Here is a 17382-nt window from a genome sequence, read left to right on the forward strand (position 1 = left end):
GAGTCAAGGCACGTGAGCGAGCCCTGGGACGGCGTTCCGGAGAATGATCCGGCACGGCGAACGGACTTGGACGGCGTGCCCGCCGCTCCTGCCGAGGAAACGGACCGCCCCGGCGGTTCCTACGGTGCCGAAGACGTGCTGGCGCCGTCCCCCAGCGGGGACGGCGCCGCCCGGCACAACCGGGCGTCCCGATCGTCGCCGTGGAACCGCGGCCGTGACCGGCTCATCGCCGCCACGATCGCGGTCGTCGTCCTGATCACCGCGTCGATCATCGCGCTGACCAGCGAAAGCAACGCCACGGACACCACGGTCGCGACGACGCCCGTTCCCCTTCCCGCGGCACCCGGCGCGGTCCCCGGCTCGCTGACCGAGCTGTGGCAGGCCCGCAGCGCCGCCACCCCGACTCCGATCGGCGAGTCCGACACGGTGGTCACCGCGGACGACGGCGAAGTCGCCGGACGTGACCCGCTGACCGGCAAGATCCGCTGGCACTACAGCCGCGACCTGCAGTTCTGCACCGTGGCGGACGGTTTCTCCAAGGTCAACGCGGTCTACCGCAACGGTGACAGCTGCAGCGAGATCACCCAGCTGGACCCCGCCACCGGCCGCCGCACCGCCCAGCGCAACGGGGACGCCGAGCTCGGCACCCAGCTGATCGGGGACGGCGGGCACGTCACCGCGACCGGCAAGAAACTGCTCAACACCTGGCGTGACGACCTCGTCCTGAGCGTGGAGTACGGCAAGGTCCCCGCGATCGTGAACCCGGACAAGCAGCCGCGCACGGGCTGCACCTACGGCACGGTCGCGGCGGCGGCGAGCAAGGTCGGCGTGATCGAGCGCTGCGAAGGCGACCCGGCCGACAGGCTCACCGTCTTCAAGACGAACGGCGAGCACTCCGACGCCCCCCAGTCGGTCTTCAGCTCCGTACTGGCCGGGCGGCAGGCCAAGGTCGTCGCGATGTCCGGCGACTTCACCGCTGTCGCGCTCCCCGAGCAGAAACTGCTGGTCATCTACGGCGTGGACGGCACCCAGCGCTCGGCGTACCCGCTCGGGGTCCCCACCGGCGACATCGCGCAGGACCCGCCGGGCGGCGTCATGACGAGCACCAGGACGGCGTCCGGGGTGTACTGGTTCACCGGCTCGAAGACACTCGCCCTGTCGAGGGACGACCTCACCCCCCGCTGGACGCTCGACGGCACGATGGGCCCTGGCATCACCTTCGCCGGGCAGCTGGTCGTGCCGATCAAGGGCGGCCTGGCCGTGCTGAACGAGGAGACCGGTGCGACGATCCGCACCGTCGGCGTCGACCGCCGCGGCTACACCGGCCCGGTGCAGCTCACGGCGCTCGGCCCGGTGCTGCTGGAGCAGCGCGGCGACATGCTCGCGGCGCTCAAGTAGGCGTCGGCAGGCCGATCAGCCGAAGCTGACTCGCTCCAGCCAGAAGTCGAGCAGCTTCGCGTCGCCGAACACCTCGACGGCCGAGTTCTCGACCGGGCGCCGCTTGTAGATCAGCAACAGGAGCTCGGTCAGCGGGCCGCGCACGGCGACAGCCGCCTTCTCGTGTCCGCGGCGCCAGGTCATGACGTCGCCGGTGAGGTCCAGCGACCACTCCCCCGGGGCGTCGGTGGCGTGGAAGTGCAGCGTGCGGCCCTCGCCGAGCAGCTCGCGCATCCAGGGGTGGACCTCGAAGTGCATCGGGAGCGTGCCGAGCTCCATCCACTCGTCGAAGCCGTCGATGGCCAGATCGGCGTCGAGGGTGTACTCCGCGCCGAGGGCCAAGGTCGCGTCGGACCGGTGGATGACTGTTTCGTGGGTGAACCGGCGAGCCCAGAATGCCGACACGTTCCCGCCTTCGGAGAACGGGGTCCAGACGCGGGCTCGCGGCCCGGCGTCCCGCAGCGCCTCCGCGAGCTGCTCAGCCCCCTCCGCGAGCCAGGGACCCAGGACGGCCGGATCCTCGCGGGTGTACGCCGAGAGGTCACGGAAGCTGTGGTCGGCAGGTGGTTCCGTGGCCAGGGAGCGCACGGTCGCCGCGGCCCAGCGCTGGCCGCCGCCGAGGTGCCGGCCCAGCTGACCGACGTTCCAGCCGGGACAGGACGGTACTGGGACGGTCATGTCCGCGCCCTGGATGGTGGCCCGCAGCAGGGCTGTCTGGGCGACGATCTCCGTGCAGTAGCGGTCGTGGTCCATGTGTCCTTCTCTCCCCTGGTGATCAGCGCCCGGCTCGGGCACGTTCTCGATCAAGTCGGAGCCGCGCACACTTTCTCGACAACGGCTTCAGGACCACCAGAACAGGGCGAGGGCAGCGGCGGCGAGAACCACGACGGCCAAACCGGCGAGCCCGCCGCGACGGCCGTTGAACCGGTCCGCGGTGTGCTGGGCGAACAACGCGAGCACCGCCACGACGGGGTGGCCGATGAGCATCAGCGCGCCGGGCCCCGGGGCGCCGGTGAACTGGCAGACGACCGCGATGACCAGGACGAAGACCGCGAGCACGGTGAGCCCGGCCGCGAGCGAACCGGTGAGGCCGCGCCACCAGCGGCCGCGCTCCTTGACCGGGACCTGCGCCCGCGCGGGCACGGCGGGTTCAACGGCCCCGCGGGGTTCCGGCTGCTGAGGTTCCGGCCGCTCGGGTTCCGGCTGCTCGGGCTCCGGCCGCCGTGGGGTGGGCAGCGGGACTGTCCCGAGTTCCTCGATATCCGGTCCGGCCACGTTCTCGCCTGTCCAATCGTCGGGTTAGGGCGCCAGCAGGTCCCACGGCTCGGAGGCAGGCGCGGCCTGCTGACCCTCCGCGCAACTGGGCCGGAAATCGCACCACGAGCAGCGACGGCTGGTTCGCGCCGGGAACAACTCCTGTGCGTCGGCGCCCTCGCTCAGCGTATCTGTCGCGGTACGCAGGTCACCGGCGGTCTCGTCGGCGCGTTGCAGATGCCGCCGGAGGCTGGCCTCGGTGTGTTCGGCCGCGGCGACCGTGCCGGTCGGCAGGTGGTGCAGCTCGACCTGGTAACACGGCAGGCGCAGGGTGCGCGCCGCGGCGACGGCGTACATCGCGAGCGCCTGGGACGCCCGCGCCTCGTGCTCGTCGGGCGCACGACGGCCGGTCTTGTAGTCGATGATGACCAGCTCACGGCCGCGCTGGTCGATCCGGTCGGCCCGGCCCTCGATGATCAGATCCGGCTTGCCGCCCGGCTCCAGGCTCACCGGCGCGGACACCCAGCGCTCGAGCCCGACCGGCTCGACGGTCACGTCGTTGTGCTCGACGTAGTCCGACACCCAGGCCTTGGCCCGCGCGCGATACCGGGCGGCCTGGTCGGCGTCGGCGAACCCGGCGTCCTTCCAGTGCTCGGCGACCAGCGCCATGGCGCGCTGCGGAGTGCGTTTGGCGGCGGACAGGTCGAACAACGCCCGCAGCGCGTTGTGCACGATCGCGCCCAGCGTGCTGTGCGCCCACGGCCCGGTACGCCGCGGCGAAGGCCGTTCGAGGTACGCGAGGCGATACCGGCGCGGGCAGTCCTCGAACGTGCTCAGCCTGGCGGGCGACACCTTGGTCAGCCGCCGCGGCTGCTCGACGCCGAAATCGAAGCCCTGCTGTTCCACCGGATCATCACCCCGCGACCACGCTACGCACCACCACCGACACTTTTCGCCACACCCCCACAGGAACAGGAGCAAGGGACCTTTGCTATCGCTTTCCGGCCGTGGTGGTCCCTGAAGGCCACCTTCACAGCGTTTTACGCCGTGAGGCCCGTCGCCGACGAGGCGACGGGCTTTTGGGGACACAGTGGCCTTCAGGGACTTGCGAACCGGACGCGACGCACCAAGCAGGCCGAGGCCTACCCGCCGGAGATAAAGCCCCGCACGGAGTTGGCGACGAGCTCCACGGCGATCGCCGCGAGCAGCAGGCCGGCGATCTTCGCCAGCAGCGTGATGCCGCTTTCCTTGATCAGCCGGATGACCACGCCGGAGTAGCGCATGCAGGTGTAGAGCACGAAGTGCACGGCCACGATGGCCAGCCCGAGCGCGATGTACGCGCCGATGTGCCCGTCGGCCTGGCGCACGAACACGATCGTCGCGGCGATCGCGCCGGGCCCGGCGAGCAGCGGGGTGCCGAGCGGGACCAGCGCGACGTTGACGTCTTCGGTGGCCTCGGCCTCGGTGCCACTCTTGCCGGTCAGCAACTGCAGCGCGATGAGCAGCAGCAACAGCCCGCCCGCGCCCTGCAGCGCGGGGATGCCGATGCCGAGGTACGCGAGGATCGCCTGGCCCGCCACCGCGAACAGGCTGATCACCAGGAGCGAAACGAGCACGGCCTGCCGGGCCGCGCGGGCCCTGGTCGCCAGCGGTTTGCGCCCGACGAGGCTCAGGAACACCGGCACCGTGCCGGGCGGGTCCATGATGACGACGAGGGTGATCGTCGCGCTCATGAAGAGTTTCGCGTCGAAGAAGTCGGCGATCGCCATGTCAGCCCACCACGATCCGGGAACCCGTGGCGCGGGAGACGAGCTCCTCGAGCGACTTCGGGTCCGTGGTCTCCTCGCCGAGCGAGATGGTCTTGTTGGTGCCGTGGTAGTCGCTCGAACCGGTGCGCACGAGGCCGAGCTCCCCGGCCAGCCCGTGCAGCTTGACGCGGGTCTCCTCGTCGTGGTTCGGGTGGTCGACCTCGACGCCGGTGAGACCGTGCGCGGCGAGCGAGGCCAGCACGTCGACGGTGATGGTGGCGCCGCGCGTGTACGCGAACGGGTGCGCGATCACGGTGACGCCACCGGCGTCGGCGATCATGTCGATGGCTGTCTCGACGGGGGTGTCCTCCCGCGGCAGGTAGTAGCCGCGGCCGTTGCCCAGGTACTCGGCGAAAGCCTGGTTGACGCTCTCGACGCGGCCCGCGCGCACCAGCGCCTGCGCGAGGTGGGGACGGCCGGCGGGCGCGTCGGGCGGGAGCAGGCCCATCACCTCGTCGGGATCGACCGGCAGGCCGTCCGCGGCCATCCGCTCGGCCATCGCCCGCAGCCGGGTGCGCCGCTCGGAACGCAGCCTGCTCTGCTCGGCGACCAGCGCGGGCGACGCCGGATCGAACAGGTACGCCAGCAGGTGGACGCTCACGCGGCGGCCGGTCGCCGGGTCGACCGAGACGGTCGAGAGTTCGGCGCCGGGCACGAGGGTCAGGCCGGGCGGCAGCGCTTCGGCTGCGGGCGCCCACCCGGCGGTGGTGTCGTGATCGGTGATCGCGACGACGTCAAGACCGGCCTTCGCGGCGGCTTCGACGAGCCCTGCCGGGCTGTCGGTACCGTCCGAGGCGGTGGAGTGGGCGTGCAGGTCGATGCGCATCGGAACCATTGTCGAGGATGCGCTGGATCACAGCGACCCCGGGACCTGCGAGAACGCCAGGTCTCAGCCGACGGCCTTCTTGCCGCGTGCGGCACGCTGGGCCTTGATCATCGAGAACCGCTCGACCTGCTTCTGCTTGTCGCCGAAGACCAGCTCGGAGATGGTGTCGTAGAACTCTTCGGGCCGGGGCAGGTAGTCGATCTTGTTGAGCGCCTGGATCTGCCCGGCCGACTCGACGACCATCGTGCCGTAGCCCATCAGGCGGCCGGTCGCGGTCCGCTCGTAGGTGAGGTCGGTGACCTTGGTGATGGGCATCATCAGCACCTTGGTGGTGAACACCCCGGTGGTCATGACGAACCGCTTGTCGGTGACCACCAGCCGTTCGACCCACCACTCCATCACCGTGTAGGCGAACCGGAGGATGACCAGCAGGGCGATGTACCAGAGCACGTTCTGCCCGATGTACAGCGCGGCCGGCAACAGGTAGGACACCAGCACGCAGATCACCAGGAGAGCGGCGGCCTCGAAGGTGTCCCACAGGAGCACAGCCCAGTGCCGGCGGACCCGGATGACCCGTCGCTCGGTGTCGAGTAAGTACTCGTCTGGATCGCGTGGGGCGAACATCCCTTGAGGGTATCCGCCCGCTAGCCCTTGAAGACGCTACTGACGAAGGTGATCACCGATTCGGCCGAACTGCGCAGGAACCCGACGATGTTGCCGACCAATCCGGCGGCCTGCCCGGGCTGCGCGATCACGAAGAACAGCACCAACGCGATCCCAGCGAAAGTCAGAAGCTTTTTCGCGTTCACAGCGATCAATCCCGTCTCTTGCGGCGACACCTGACAAATCTGACCATTTACGTTGTACCGCACTGAACACCGGCGCGGGTGGAATGTCCCGCGCTTGGGTCAGCGTGCGGCCCGAAGCGTACTGCACGGCTACTCTCCGTGTACAGGACATCCATTGTCATGTGGTCGGCGTCTACCCTTCGAGAGGTGGACACCCCTTCGAACGCCACTGTCCGCTGCGTCGGCGGGATCGCCCACGACCCGCAGGGCCGTTTACTGCTGATTCGACGGGGGAATGACCCCGATTGGGGTATGTGGTCCATCCCGGGCGGCCGGGTGGAACGGGATGAAACAGACATCGAAGCCGTGGTCCGGGAGCTCCGCGAGGAAACCGGCCTCGACGTGACTCCGAGCACATTGGTCGGTTCACTGACCTACGGCCCCTACGAAATCTTCGACTACACCTGCGCCGTCGACGGCGGCGTGCTGCGAGCGGGCGACGACGCCAGCGACGCCCAATGGGCCGACGCGGCGAAGATCACAGAGCTGCTCACCGCGGGACAGCTGCGGGAGCGCCTGTTCGTGACACTGCGCGACTGGGGAGTCCTCCCCCATCACTGACCGCAGGTGTCATGAAAGGGTCTTTCAGGGCAATTTTTGCCCTGAAAGACCCTTTCATGACACTCGAGCCTCAGGCGGGCAGCCAGGTCATCCGTTGTCCGTGCGGCGCCGTGCGCGCCAGCGCGCGGGCCTGCGCCACGCCGTTCTCCCAGCGCACCAGTCCCAGCACGGCCTGCGCGCCGCTACCGGTGAAGGCGAGGTCGTCGCGGCCGGGCAGGACGTACTCCAGTGCCGCGCTGTACGCCTCCTCGCTGACCCACCACAGCGGCCGGTCCGCGGCCAGCTTGCCCAGCTCAGCCACGAAGTCCCCGCGCCGGTCTTCGAGATAGGTGAGGACGTGGCTGGTCAGCACGACCAGTGGGACGTCGGCGGGCAAGGTGTCCGCCGCCGATACCAGGTCGTCGACCGCGTCGCCGGTGATCATCGACGGCCTGCTCTTGCACTGGGCCGCGGCCGCCGAGCGCAGCAGGCGGATCCGGTCCAGCTGGTCGGCCCACACGCACGCCTCGAGCCAGGCGAGCTCGTCCTCGTCGGACAGGTCCACCGGCGACCGGTCGAGCCCCGCCTTGGCCGTGATCGTCAGCTTCTTCGGCACCTTCGGCGCCACCGCGCCCGGCGCCAGGTCGAGCGCGCAGTGCAGGCCGACCGCGGCCTTGGCGGGCCCGGCGGACAGCTGCTCGCCGCCGTCGCACTGGTAGCGGTACGAGAACGTGTCCAGTCCGAGCAGCAACCCGGCGCTGCACCCGACCTCCAGCAGCGCGACCTTGCCGCCCGCCTCCTTCGCCGCCTGCGCGACCGCCGGGTAGAGCAGCGCCGCCCGCCGGACCTCGTTGGTCTGCGTGAAGCGGCTGGAGATGAGCGCGCGGGCCTTGTCCGCCCGCTCCAGCAGGAACGACCGGAACAGCGGCCAGGTGTCGGAGTCGACGCCGTCGAAACCCCCGACCGACGGGTAGTAGCGAGAGAGCGGATGGATCGGGTCGGCCTGCACCAGCCGGTGCGCGGCCGCCATCAGCAGCGTGCCGCGTGCGTCGCCGTCGCGAGCCTCCGACAGCAGGCCCGCGATGTCGTCATCCTCCGCGGCCTGGCTCGCCAAGTGCTCGTATAGCGGCGAAGCGCCCGCGGCCTCCTTCTCGGCGAAAGCCCTCAGCCGGGTCTTGATCTCGTCGAGCGTGATGCCCATCTACGCACTCCTCTCGAGCCGGCGGCTCACGCGTGGGGCGTCGGCCGGCCCCGCTGTTCCCCGCCCCGAGTGTCACCGTACGAGCGCTTCGGCACCATCACCTTGCGCCGGAAGACACACACGATCGTGCCGTCCTGTTTGTACCCGCGGGTTTCCACGTAGACGATGCCGCGGTCGTCCTTGGACTTCGACGGCGTCTTCTCCAGCACCTCGGTCTCGCCGTAGATGGTGTCGCCGTGGAAGGTCGGCTTCACGTGCTTGAGCGACTCGACCTCGAGGTTCGCGATGGCCTTGCCGGAGACGTCCGGCACGGACATCCCCAGCAGCAGCGAATAGATGTAGTTGCCGACGACGACGTTCTTGCCGAAGTCCGTCGTCTCCTCGGCATAGTGCGCGTCGAGGTGCAGCGGGTGGTGGTTCATCGTGATGAGGCAGAACAGGTGGTCGTCGTACTCGGTGACCGTTTTGCCCGGCCAGTGCTTGTAGAGGGCACCGACCTCGAACTCTTCGTAATAACGTCCGAACTGCACGCAATTCCTCCTGGACCGGTAACGCCGCCAGAGCCTGGAGCGACACCCATTCACGTCGAGGAGTACCCTCGACCATCGGGGTTGGCACGTCAACGCGAGCCCCGCCACTGTCGAGTAGTGCTCCGGCCGGAAGGAGGTGAGGAACCCCAGATGAGTAGTGGTGATAGTCCGCTCCCTAGTAGTCGCAGCGTTCCCACCTCGCAGGCCGGTCTCCTCCTCCCCACCGGGTAGGCCTGGCCACAAGGGAACGCTGTAGGTCGAGCGGATTCCCCTCCGCCCGGCCCGTCGTCTTCGCGCACGAACACGCACGACGATCAGCCCAGGAGAGTTCCCATGCCTGCCATTCCCTCGCTCGGCGGCCTGCGCGGCCGCGGTGTCGGCCGTGCCAAGCCCGTGCTCCCGCGTCCGCTGCCGGTCCCCCTGTCCGCGTACGTGGTGGATTGCGCCGTCTACGTGGACGGCGAACGGCTGTCCGGGCGCTGGACGCACTCCGAGGCGATCAAAGAGGTCCGCAAGCGTCGTGACGGCTTCGTGTGGATCGGCCTGCACGAGCCCGACGCCGAGCAGATCCAGGGTGTGGCGGACACCTTCGGCCTGCACGAGCTGGCCGTCGAGGACGCGCTCGAGGCCCACCAGCGGCCGAAGCTCGAGCGCTACGACGACACGCTGTTCATGGTGCTCAAAACCGTGCGGTACGTGGAGCACGAGTCACCCACCACGGCGAACGAGATCGTCGAAACGGGGGAACTGATGGTGTTCCTCGGCCGCGACTTCGTCATCACCGTGCGCCACGGGAACCACTCCGGCCTCGCCCGCCTGCGCCGTGGCCTGGACGAGGACCCCGAACGGCTGAACCTCGGCCCGTCCGCCGTCCTGCACGCGATCGCCGACCACGTGGTCGACCACTATCTCGACGTCACATTGCGGATCGAGTCCGACATCGACGAGATGGAGGGCCACGTCTTCGCGCCGCGCTCGCTGGTCAGCGCCGAGCAGATCTACCTGATGAAGCGGGAAGTCCTGGAACTGCGCCGCGCGGTGATGCCGCTGGGCATCCCGCTGGAGCGCCTCGCCGAGGGCTACACGCGGCTGGTGCCCGACCAGGTCCGCTCCTACTTCCGCGACGTGGCCGACCACCTCGCGACGGTGTCCGAGCGCGTGGTCGCGTTCGACGAACTGCTGAGCACGCTGGTCGACGCGACGGTCGCGAAGATCTCGCTGCAGCAGAACACCGACATGCGCAAGATCACCGCGTGGGCCGCGATCATCACGGTGCCGACGATGATCGCCGGTATCTACGGGATGAACTTCGACTACATGCCCGAGCTGCACTGGAAGTTCGGCTATCCGCTGACGATCACCGTGATCCTCGGCGTCTGCCTCCTGCTGTACCGAATATTCCGGAAGAACGACTGGCTCTAGTCCTTCACCCGGCAGCAGTACAGGAGTTTTCCCATGCCACGGATCCTGTTCAACCTCAAGTTCTGGGCGCTCGCGCTCTGTCTCGTCTGGATCGTGGCGGTCACCGCGATCATTCTCAACGATCCGGCGTCCGCGACGAGCGTGAAGTAGCGCCGTTGGCCGTACCCTGGGCCCATGCCCAGGGCTTTGGTGGTGGCCGACGAGGTCGACGAGCGACTGTGGACCGACGCGGTCCGCGGCTATTCGGTCGACCTCGTCATCGGCGCCGGGGACCTGCCGTACAAATATCTGGAGTTCCTCGCCAGCGCACTGGACACGCCTTGTGTGTTCGTCCCCGGCAACCACGATCCGGACCTGAGCGGCTACACGCGCTACGGGGGACTGTCCATGAAGGACGGTTTCCCGACAGCGTGGCCGGGCCCGGCGGGCGGGGTGAACGCCGACGGGCGAATCGTCGACATCGCCGGGGTCAGGGTCGCCGGGCTCGGCGGTTCGATCCGCTACAACGACGGCCCGAACCAGTGGACCCAGCGCCAGCAGGCGCGCCGGGCCCGGAAACTGGTGCGCCACGCCGGTTTCCGGCATTGGCGAGACGGGCGCGACGTCGACATCCTGCTGACCCACGCACCGCCGCTGGGTCTCGGCGACCGCGACGACCCGCCGCATCGCGGCTTCGACTGTCTACACCGGACGATCGACCGGTTGCGCCCGAAGTGGATGCTGCACGGTCACATCCACCCACACGGCGAGCGGATGCCCGACCGCGTCGTCGGCGGGACCCGGATCCGCAACGTGGTGGGCCACCAGATCATGGAGTTCGCATGAGCAGGGACACCGGTTTTCCCAGGGCCGACGCCGAAGCCGACTTCCTGCGCGCACGACGACGTCAGGTGCTTTCGCGGCTGGCGAAGTGGCTGCGCGGCGAACCCGACGACGTCAACATCATGCTGCCGTTCCACGAGGTGGTGGACGCGCTCGGCTACCAGGGCGAATCGCGGGTCGGACTGCGGGTGATCCGGCTCGACTCGATCGTCGGCAGCGTCGACCGCGGCCGCGACTTCGACCGCCGCTTCCGCCCGACCTCGGGCCGGGTCCGCGAACGCTGGGAGCGACTCGCGCTGGCGGCGCGGCGAGGCGAGGAGATCCCGCCGATCGAGGTGTACCGGATCGGCGAGCTGCACTTCATCATCGACGGCCACCACCGCGTGTCCGTCGCCCACGCCCTCGGACTGTCCACAATAGAGGCGAACGTCATCGGCGTGCGGACGAAACTCGACCCGAGCGGCATCCGCTACCGCGGCGACCTGATCGTCAAGGACTACCGGCGCCTCTTTCTGGAGCGGGTGCCGCTGACCGGGCACGCGCGGGCGTCGGTGCTGGTGACCGATCCGTGGGACTACGCGAAACTCGGCGAGCACATCGAAGCCTGGGGCTTCCGGCTCATGCAGGACGAGGGCAAGTTCTCCGACCGCGCGGCGGTGGCCCAGCGGTGGCACGACGAGGAGTACGTCCCGGTGGTGGACATGCTGCGGCAGGCGGACATGATCGGCTCCCGCACCGAAGCCGAAGCCTACCTGTGGGTGGCGGGCGAGCGCTACCGCCTGATCCGCACCCACCGCTGGGACGACGACGTCATCGAGGCGCTCCGCACGACGAAACACTGACGCACCAGAAAGATTGACCAAAGGTTTGGCCAGCTGGGTGACATTCCCACGCGCCGGTCAAGTCGAGACCACCGACCCAACCACCAAGACTCAACCCCGCCCATCACCAACCACCAAGACTCGACCACACCCGTCACCAACCACCAAGACTTTGACCCCGCCCATCACCAACCACCAAGACTCGACCACGCCCGTCACCAGCGCACGTCACTCGACCGCGACACATGCCCACCCAAGCCGCCCACAACAGTTCGCGCCGACCACAGGGTCTCCGCGAGCCCTGCGAGCGGAGACTTCACGCCGCGCGCCCTCTTTTGCGGCCGCCAGGCCGCCCGCTAGTGCGACGGTACCCCGGCCCCCCTTCCCCACCAACCTGCGCGTGCGTGCAGGAGTCGGGGCCGGGGTGGCGGCGCAATCGCGGAAGCGCGCTGGCCAAAAAACACAGGCTTCTAACCATGTCTCAGGACGTGACCACGGTTTTTGGGGTTACGTCAGAAAGTTGGGTCGCGTCCGGAGGTCAGTCTAGAAGCCTGTGTTTTTTGGCCAGCGCGCTTACATAATCGCGCCGCCACCCCGGCGCGACCTTCGTATGCAACTCACGTTGAGCACGCAAGGCGCCGGGGTACCGTCGCGATTCTGGACGACCCTTCGGGCCGTGAAAGAGGGCGCGCGGCGGTGAAGTCTTCCCTCGCAGGGCTCGGGAAGACGCTGGGGTTGCGGCGAAACTGTGGTGGTTGGCCTGGGTGGTCTGGGTTGGGGTCGGGTTGCGGCGAAACTGTGGTGGCCGTTTCGTTGGTCATGCGGCCGTCATCTCGCTTGGGGAGGGTTACATGTGTACGGCCGTTGGGGCGTCCGGGTCCGGCGGTGTCAGGGCGCCGGAGCGCAGCAGCAGGCCGCAGACGACCGCGCCGGCGATGAAGATGCCGCCCGCCCAGGCGAAGGCCGTTGTGTAGCTGTTGACGGCCGCCTCCGCGAGCACCTGCGGGCTCAGGTTCTTGCCGACCAGGTATGACGTCGCGGCGTTGCCTGCCAGGGTGCTCAGCAGCGCGGTGCCGATCGAGCCACCGATCTGCTGCGCGGTGTTGACCGCCGCGGACGCGACACCGGCGTCGCGCTCTTCGTTGCCCAAGGTCGCCACGCTCATCGCGGGCGCCATCGCGAGGCCGATGCCGAAGCCCATCACGATCAGCGGGAACAGCACGCCACTGGAGTAGGTGCTGGTGGTGTCGATCGCGCTGAGCCAGAACATGCCCAGCCCGGCGATCAGCATGCCGGTCGGCACCAGGGGGCGCGGGCCGACGCGGTTCAGCAGGACGCTCGTCGCGGTGGTGGCGCTGAGCATCAGCGCGGCCACCATCGGCAGGAACGCGACACCGCTCTGGATCGGGGTGAAGTGCAGGTTCTGCTGCACGTAGAAGGTCAGGAACAGGAAGATCGCGAACATGCCGATCGCCAGCAGGAACATCGCCAGGTACGACCCGCCGCGGTTGCGGTCCAGCAGCACCCGCAGCGGGAGCAGCGGGTGGGAGACGCGCTGCTGCAGCACGACGAACGCGGTCAGCAGGACGATGCCCGCCGCCAGGAAGCCCCAGACCGAGGCCGAGGACCAGGAGTCACTCTCAGCGTTCGAGAAGCCGTAGACCAGCGAGAACAGGCCGATCGACGCGGTGAGCGTGCCCGGGATGTCGAGCTTCGGGCGCGGGCCCGGTGCGTCCTGGTGCTTCATCAGGGTCGACGCGCCGACGAAGGCGATCACGGCGAAGATGATGTTGACGAACATGCACCAGCGCCAGTCGAGGTACTGGGTGAGCACGCCGCCGAGCAGCAGGCCGAGCGCGGCACCGCCACCACCGATGGCGCCGAACACACCGAAGGCGCGGCCGCGTTCCTTGGGATCGGTGAACGTGGTGGTCAGCAGCGAAAGCGCGGCCGGCGCCAGCAGCGCGCCGAAGACGCCCTGCGCGGCACGGGCGATGAGCAGCATTTCGATGCTGCTCGCGGCGCCGCCGATCGCGGAGACGATCGCGAAACCCGCGAGCCCCACGAGGAACAGCCGCTTACGGCCGAAGAGGTCGGCCAGGCGGCCGCCGAGCAGCAGCAGGCTGCCGAACGCCAGCGCTTACGCGGTGACGACCCACTGGCGGGAGCCGTCGCTGAACCCGAGGTCGATCTGGGCCGACGGCAGCGCGATGTTCACCACAGTCGCGTCGAGCACGACCATGAGCTGCGCGAGACCGATCACCACGAGGATCAGCCAGCGCCGGGCGTGATGGGGGTTTTCGTGCTGCGCGGTGGCCACATCCCCAGGTGGCACAGCGACAGCGGTGGATGACTCTGTCATGGCGGCGGGTCCTCACAGGGTGTGATCAAAAGACTATGTGGAGTAGGTGTCTCCCCTTATGTTGACCACGCTACACAAGAAGCGGAGACCACGCCTCTACTTTGCTAGACTGGTCCTATGGCACGGGACACTGTTCCCGCCGCACCGGCGCGGCCGCTGCGGAGGGATGCTGAGCTCAATCGTCGACGCATCATCGACGCCGCGAGAGTGGTGTTCGGTTCGCGTGGACTCGAAGCGACACTGGACGACATCGCCCACTACGCAGGACTCGGGGTCGGCACGGTCTATCGCCGATTCCCCGGCAAGGAACAGCTGGTCGAGGCCATGTTCGCCGAGCGGATGGACGAGATCCGCGCGCTCGCCGAGCAGGCACTGGAGGCGGCGGACCCCTGGCAGGGTTTCGTCGACTTCACCTGGCAGGCGGCCGAGCTGCACGCCGACGACCGCGGGCTGCGCGAGGTGATGCTGTCGAACGTGTTCGGGCACGAGCAAGTGGCCGAGGCGAAGGCCCGGTTAGTGCCGATGATCACCAAAGTCGTCGAGCGCGCGCAGCGCTCCGGGCAGCTGCGGGCCGACTTCGTGCCCACCGACCTCCCGCTGATCCACCAGATGATCGGCTCGGTCATCGAGTACACGCACGTCACCCAGACGCACGTGTGGAAACGCTGCCTCGCCCTGCTCCTCGACGGGCTGCGGGCCGAACCGGGCAAGGCCTCGGAGCTGCCGTACCCGCCGCTGGACTTGCAGTCCCTCGACGACGCGATGTGCAACTTCCGTCTCCCCCGATCCGGTGATCGAAGCGGGATCCCACGCTGACCCTCCCCCGTGGACCTGGACCAGGCCGGGTGGCGCAAGAGCACGAGAAGTCAAGGTGAGAACACCGCGTGCGTCGAGGTCGCGTTCGTGCCCGAGGTCCGCGACTCCAAGGACCCGACCAGTCCAGCCCTCACCTCCCCGGGTTCACCTGGCGCGCCTTCCTCTCGGCTTCCCGAGTCCGTCGCGGTCAGGCGGGCAGAGGTCGGCGGGCCCAGAATAGGGCGTGGCCGCTGTCGCCCTCCGGGACGAAGTCGCGGGACTCGATGACCAGACCGGCCTCGGTGATCCAGTCTTCGTAGACGCTCGCGTCCGGGTGGCTCCACCACATCAGGGTTTCGCCGCCGAGCCAGTTGTCCTCGGTGCCGGTCCACGTGTCGTGGCCGGTGATCGCCAGCAGCCAGCCGCCGGGCTTGAGGTACCGGCCCGCCCGGAGCAGCAGCTGCCGCTGGTCCTCGTTCGGGAGGTGGATCAGGGCGTAGAGGCTGACGATGGCGTCGAACGCGTCGTCCGGGAAGCTGATCCGCGTCACGTCGTCGCGCAGGAAGGTCGCGCCGGGCACGAGGCGGCGGGCGCGCTCGACCTGGACTTCGCTGATGTCGACGCCGGTCACCGCGTAGTCCGGGGCGAGTGAGCGGGCCATCGGTATCCCGCAACCGCAGCCGACGTCGAGCACCGCGCCACCGGCGGGGACGCGCTCGCGCAGCTGGACGATCCAGGGCGCGTAATCACCTTCTTCGGCGTCGTCCTCGCGGTAACGGTAGGAGAGCGCGTCGTAGCCGTAGCGGACGATGTCCTTGGGATCGGTCACCGTGGTGACGCTACTGGCTGATCAGCTTCCGAGGAGCAGGCCGAAGCTTCGCCGCCGGCGGCTTTGCAGAGGTCCGTGTCGTAGGCTGCGGACGGCCGACCCGGGGTGAATGCGCCTGCGGCTGGAGCCCCCGCGCTGCAGGCGCTCACGGGCGCGGACCGCCAGATCGCCCTCGAGATCAGGGTTGTGCGTCAGTGCGCAGGGTCCTTCGGCATGATGGCCCACAGGATGAGGTAGAGCAGGAACTGCGGCCCAGGCAGCAGGCAGGACACCACGGCCAGCAGCCGCACCTTTCCCGGCGAAATACCGAAGCGCCGTCCGATGCCGGCGCACACCCCGCCGATCATCTTGTCGTGCTGCGACCTCATGAGCCTGGTGTTCGTGGTCTGGTTCATTTCCGTCCCCTCCTTGAATGCTTCGTCGAGGTCCATTGTTCGTGCCCGGCCGGGCGAGCGCGTCACACTACGGAACGAAACCGCCCCCTAGGGGAGCCGGAAGTGATCGTTGCCCGATTCCGCCGATGGCACCCGTTCCACCAGCGGCTTCACCGGGGGGCCGGGGATCGGGAATGTGGTTTTTCCCTGTCAGGGGTGTTATTTCGGGCCTTCGCGGTGATACTCAGGCGTGCTCAGCAATTCCCGCTACATTTTCGTAGCCCTGTGTAGCGCCTTCGCCGTCACCGGCTGCGCCACCACCCCGGAACCGGCACCCGCGTCGCCGCCCGACGCCGACCCGCTCACCGCTTCGGCGGCGCTCGGCGACTTCACCAACCTCGACTACTGCAGCCTGCTCGACCTGCCCTCGGTGGCGGGCGGAAGTGCCGTGGCCGAGCCACCCGCGGCCTCGTTCGAACAGTGCCGGGCAGTGGTGACCGACAACGGCGCGAAGCTGGCCGTGGTCATCGGCCCGGTCAGCTCAGGCGCCGATCCGAACATGAAGCCGTACGAGGCGTACCAGCGCGGCGCGCTGCCCGACGGCGTCAGCGTCCAGCAGTCGACGTTCGAGGCCCAGCAGCTCTGTACCCGGCTGGTCACCTTCACCGACGGGATCCGGCTCACGCTGTCGGTGGCCGACCAGGACAAGCCGACGTCGACGGAGATCCGGTGCGGTAAGGCGGACGCCATGGTGGCGGGCGCGCTGGCCGCCGTCGCGGGCAAGCGCGTCGGGCGGCTGACCTTCAGCGAACATTCGCTGGGCCGGGTGGATCCGTGCTCGTTGCTGTCCGGGCACGAGCTGGACGCGGCGAGCGGCGCGGGCACCGCGCCGAGTCCGGGCCTCACCGGGCACAGCTGCATCCGCGGCAAGGTGAGCCTGGCGCTGTCGGTGGACGACGCGAACGTCCAGGGCGAGGCGGAGAAAATCGAGGGCCGCACGGCGAGGCGGTCGACCGAGGGCGCCTTCTGCACGATCTGGACGGACCAGCCCGCGGTCGGCGCGCCCGGCAGGGTCGAACGAGCCAAGATCAGCGTGGTCGACGTCGAGGGCAAGGGCGGCGAGGAAATGTGCGGCGCGGCCCGCGAGGCCGCCGGAATCGTGCTGCCGAGACTGCCCAAGCCCTGATGCCCCTGAAGGCCACCTTCACGGCGTAAAACGCCGTGAAGGTGGCCTTCAGGGGCAATGGGAACTCAGCCGTCGTAGGTGAGGTTCTTGCCGTTGGCCGGGTCGAACAGCTTGACCTTGTCCGCGTCGAACCAGACCTGCAGGTCCTGGTTCTCCGCCGCTGTCGACGACGCCGAGAGCCTCGCCACGATCTGCGACTCCGAGCCGGGGACGTCGGAGGAACCGCTGTCCGCCGCCAGTTCCGCGAGCTCGGACGACGTCGCCTGCTCGCCCTCGATGGTGAAGTGCGCGAACTTCTCCGAGCCCATCGACTCCAGCACGTCGACG

The 17382-nt window shown here is 68.8% G+C and carries 19 protein-coding genes and 2 pseudogenes; 8 read left to right on the forward strand and 13 right to left on the reverse strand.

Going from position 1 to position 17382, the window contains the following annotated elements:
• Nucleotides 1-12: 12 nt before the first annotated feature.
• Nucleotides 13-1398, forward strand: a complete 1386-nt coding sequence (locus tag QMK34_RS28760) for an Rv3212 family protein (protein WP_326417631.1) — start codon at nucleotides 13-15, stop codon at nucleotides 1396-1398.
• Between the two features lie 15 nt (nucleotides 1399-1413).
• On the opposite strand, the gene QMK34_RS28765 is transcribed toward QMK34_RS28760, so the two are convergent.
• The 7 genes from QMK34_RS28765 to QMK34_RS28795 form a co-directional block, all read right to left on the reverse strand.
• Complete coding sequence (locus QMK34_RS28765; protein ID WP_326417632.1) at nucleotides 1414-2190, reverse strand: maleylpyruvate isomerase family mycothiol-dependent enzyme; 777 nt, start codon at nucleotides 2188-2190, stop codon at nucleotides 1414-1416.
• An 87-nt stretch (nucleotides 2191-2277) separates the two neighbouring features.
• Nucleotides 2278-2712: a hypothetical protein gene (locus tag QMK34_RS28770; protein WP_326417633.1), complete on the reverse strand. Its 435-nt coding sequence runs from the start codon at nucleotides 2710-2712 to the stop codon at nucleotides 2278-2280.
• Between the two features lie 24 nt (nucleotides 2713-2736).
• The gene (locus QMK34_RS28775) at nucleotides 2737-3597 is read right to left on the reverse strand and encodes a RecB family exonuclease (RefSeq protein ID WP_326417634.1); all 861 of its coding nucleotides are present in this window, start codon (nucleotides 3595-3597) and stop codon (nucleotides 2737-2739) included.
• 236 nt (nucleotides 3598-3833) lie between these two features.
• Entirely contained in the window at nucleotides 3834-4460 is a 627-nt protein-coding gene (locus QMK34_RS28780; RefSeq protein WP_326417635.1) for a MarC family protein, read from the reverse strand.
• A 1-nt stretch (nucleotide 4461) separates the two neighbouring features.
• On the reverse strand, nucleotides 4462-5325 hold the full coding sequence (locus QMK34_RS28785) for a PHP domain-containing protein (protein ID WP_442785241.1): 864 nt from the start codon (nucleotides 5323-5325) through the stop codon (nucleotides 4462-4464).
• Between the two features lie 63 nt (nucleotides 5326-5388).
• On the reverse strand, nucleotides 5389-5949 hold the full coding sequence (locus QMK34_RS28790) for a PH domain-containing protein (RefSeq protein WP_326417638.1): 561 nt from the start codon (nucleotides 5947-5949) through the stop codon (nucleotides 5389-5391).
• A 20-nt stretch (nucleotides 5950-5969) separates the two neighbouring features.
• The gene (locus QMK34_RS28795; protein ID WP_326417657.1) at nucleotides 5970-6164 is read right to left on the reverse strand and encodes a hypothetical protein; all 195 of its coding nucleotides are present in this window, start codon (nucleotides 6162-6164) and stop codon (nucleotides 5970-5972) included.
• A gap of 156 nt (nucleotides 6165-6320) precedes the next feature.
• Between QMK34_RS28795 and QMK34_RS28800 the strand changes: the two genes are divergently transcribed.
• Nucleotides 6321-6734, forward strand: a complete 414-nt coding sequence (locus QMK34_RS28800) for an NUDIX hydrolase (RefSeq protein WP_326417639.1) — start codon at nucleotides 6321-6323, stop codon at nucleotides 6732-6734.
• 70 nt (nucleotides 6735-6804) lie between these two features.
• Here QMK34_RS28800 and QMK34_RS28805 read toward each other — a convergent pair whose 3' ends face one another.
• Together QMK34_RS28805 and QMK34_RS28810 are read right to left on the reverse strand one after the other, a co-directional pair.
• Nucleotides 6805-7914, reverse strand: a complete 1110-nt coding sequence (locus QMK34_RS28805) for a DUF2332 domain-containing protein (protein WP_326417640.1) — start codon at nucleotides 7912-7914, stop codon at nucleotides 6805-6807.
• A 26-nt stretch (nucleotides 7915-7940) separates the two neighbouring features.
• Nucleotides 7941-8444, reverse strand: a complete 504-nt coding sequence (locus tag QMK34_RS28810) for a MaoC family dehydratase (RefSeq protein WP_326417641.1) — start codon at nucleotides 8442-8444, stop codon at nucleotides 7941-7943.
• Between the two features lie 333 nt (nucleotides 8445-8777).
• Here QMK34_RS28810 and corA point away from each other — a divergent pair, with 333 nt between their 5' ends.
• From corA to QMK34_RS28825, 3 genes are all read left to right on the forward strand, one after another.
• A complete protein-coding gene (gene corA / locus QMK34_RS28815) occupies nucleotides 8778-9866 on the forward strand; it encodes a magnesium/cobalt transporter CorA (RefSeq protein WP_326417642.1) in 1089 nt (362 codons plus the stop codon).
• A 174-nt stretch (nucleotides 9867-10040) separates the two neighbouring features.
• Entirely contained in the window at nucleotides 10041-10691 is a 651-nt protein-coding gene (locus QMK34_RS28820) for a metallophosphoesterase family protein (protein WP_326417643.1), read from the forward strand.
• Nucleotides 10688-11530 (forward strand): chromosome partitioning protein ParB, encoded by an 843-nt coding sequence (locus QMK34_RS28825; RefSeq protein WP_326417644.1) that lies wholly within the window; start codon nucleotides 10688-10690, stop codon nucleotides 11528-11530. Before QMK34_RS28820 ends, QMK34_RS28825 begins: the two co-directional genes overlap by 4 nt.
• An 826-nt stretch (nucleotides 11531-12356) precedes the next feature.
• Here QMK34_RS28825 and QMK34_RS28830 read toward each other — a convergent pair.
• A pseudogene (locus QMK34_RS28830) lies at nucleotides 12357-13871 on the reverse strand (DHA2 family efflux MFS transporter permease subunit).
• 117 nt (nucleotides 13872-13988) lie between these two features.
• Between QMK34_RS28830 and QMK34_RS28835 the strand changes: the two are divergent.
• A complete protein-coding gene (locus QMK34_RS28835; RefSeq protein ID WP_326417645.1) occupies nucleotides 13989-14687 on the forward strand; it encodes a TetR/AcrR family transcriptional regulator in 699 nt (232 codons plus the stop codon).
• Nucleotides 14688-14696: 9 nt separating this feature from the next.
• Nucleotides 14697-14954, forward strand: a complete 258-nt coding sequence (locus QMK34_RS28840) for a DUF397 domain-containing protein (protein WP_326417646.1) — start codon at nucleotides 14697-14699, stop codon at nucleotides 14952-14954.
• Here QMK34_RS28840 and QMK34_RS28845 read toward each other — a convergent pair.
• On the reverse strand, nucleotides 14875-15495 hold the full coding sequence (locus tag QMK34_RS28845; RefSeq protein ID WP_326417647.1) for a class I SAM-dependent methyltransferase: 621 nt from the start codon (nucleotides 15493-15495) through the stop codon (nucleotides 14875-14877). The genes QMK34_RS28840 and QMK34_RS28845 overlap by 80 nt on opposite strands.
• 191 nt (nucleotides 15496-15686) lie before the next feature.
• Nucleotides 15687-15890, reverse strand: coding sequence for a PspC domain-containing protein (locus tag QMK34_RS28850; RefSeq protein ID WP_326417648.1), 204 nt, complete (start codon nucleotides 15888-15890; stop codon nucleotides 15687-15689).
• A gap of 229 nt (nucleotides 15891-16119) precedes the next feature.
• Here QMK34_RS28850 and QMK34_RS28855 point away from each other — a divergent pair, with 229 nt between their 5' ends.
• Nucleotides 16120-17055 carry a hypothetical protein gene (locus QMK34_RS28855; protein WP_326417649.1) on the forward strand — a complete coding sequence of 312 codons (936 nt, stop codon included), beginning with the start codon at nucleotides 16120-16122 and terminating at the stop codon, nucleotides 17053-17055.
• Nucleotides 17056-17120: 65 nt separating this feature from the next.
• On the opposite strand, the pseudogene QMK34_RS28860 reads toward QMK34_RS28855, so the two are convergent.
• Nucleotides 17121-17382: pseudogene (locus tag QMK34_RS28860) on the reverse strand (ABC transporter ATP-binding protein); the annotation flags it as partial.

The organism is Amycolatopsis sp. H20-H5 (assembly GCF_035828755.1).
Taxonomy (GTDB): domain Bacteria; phylum Actinomycetota; class Actinomycetes; order Mycobacteriales; family Pseudonocardiaceae; genus Amycolatopsis.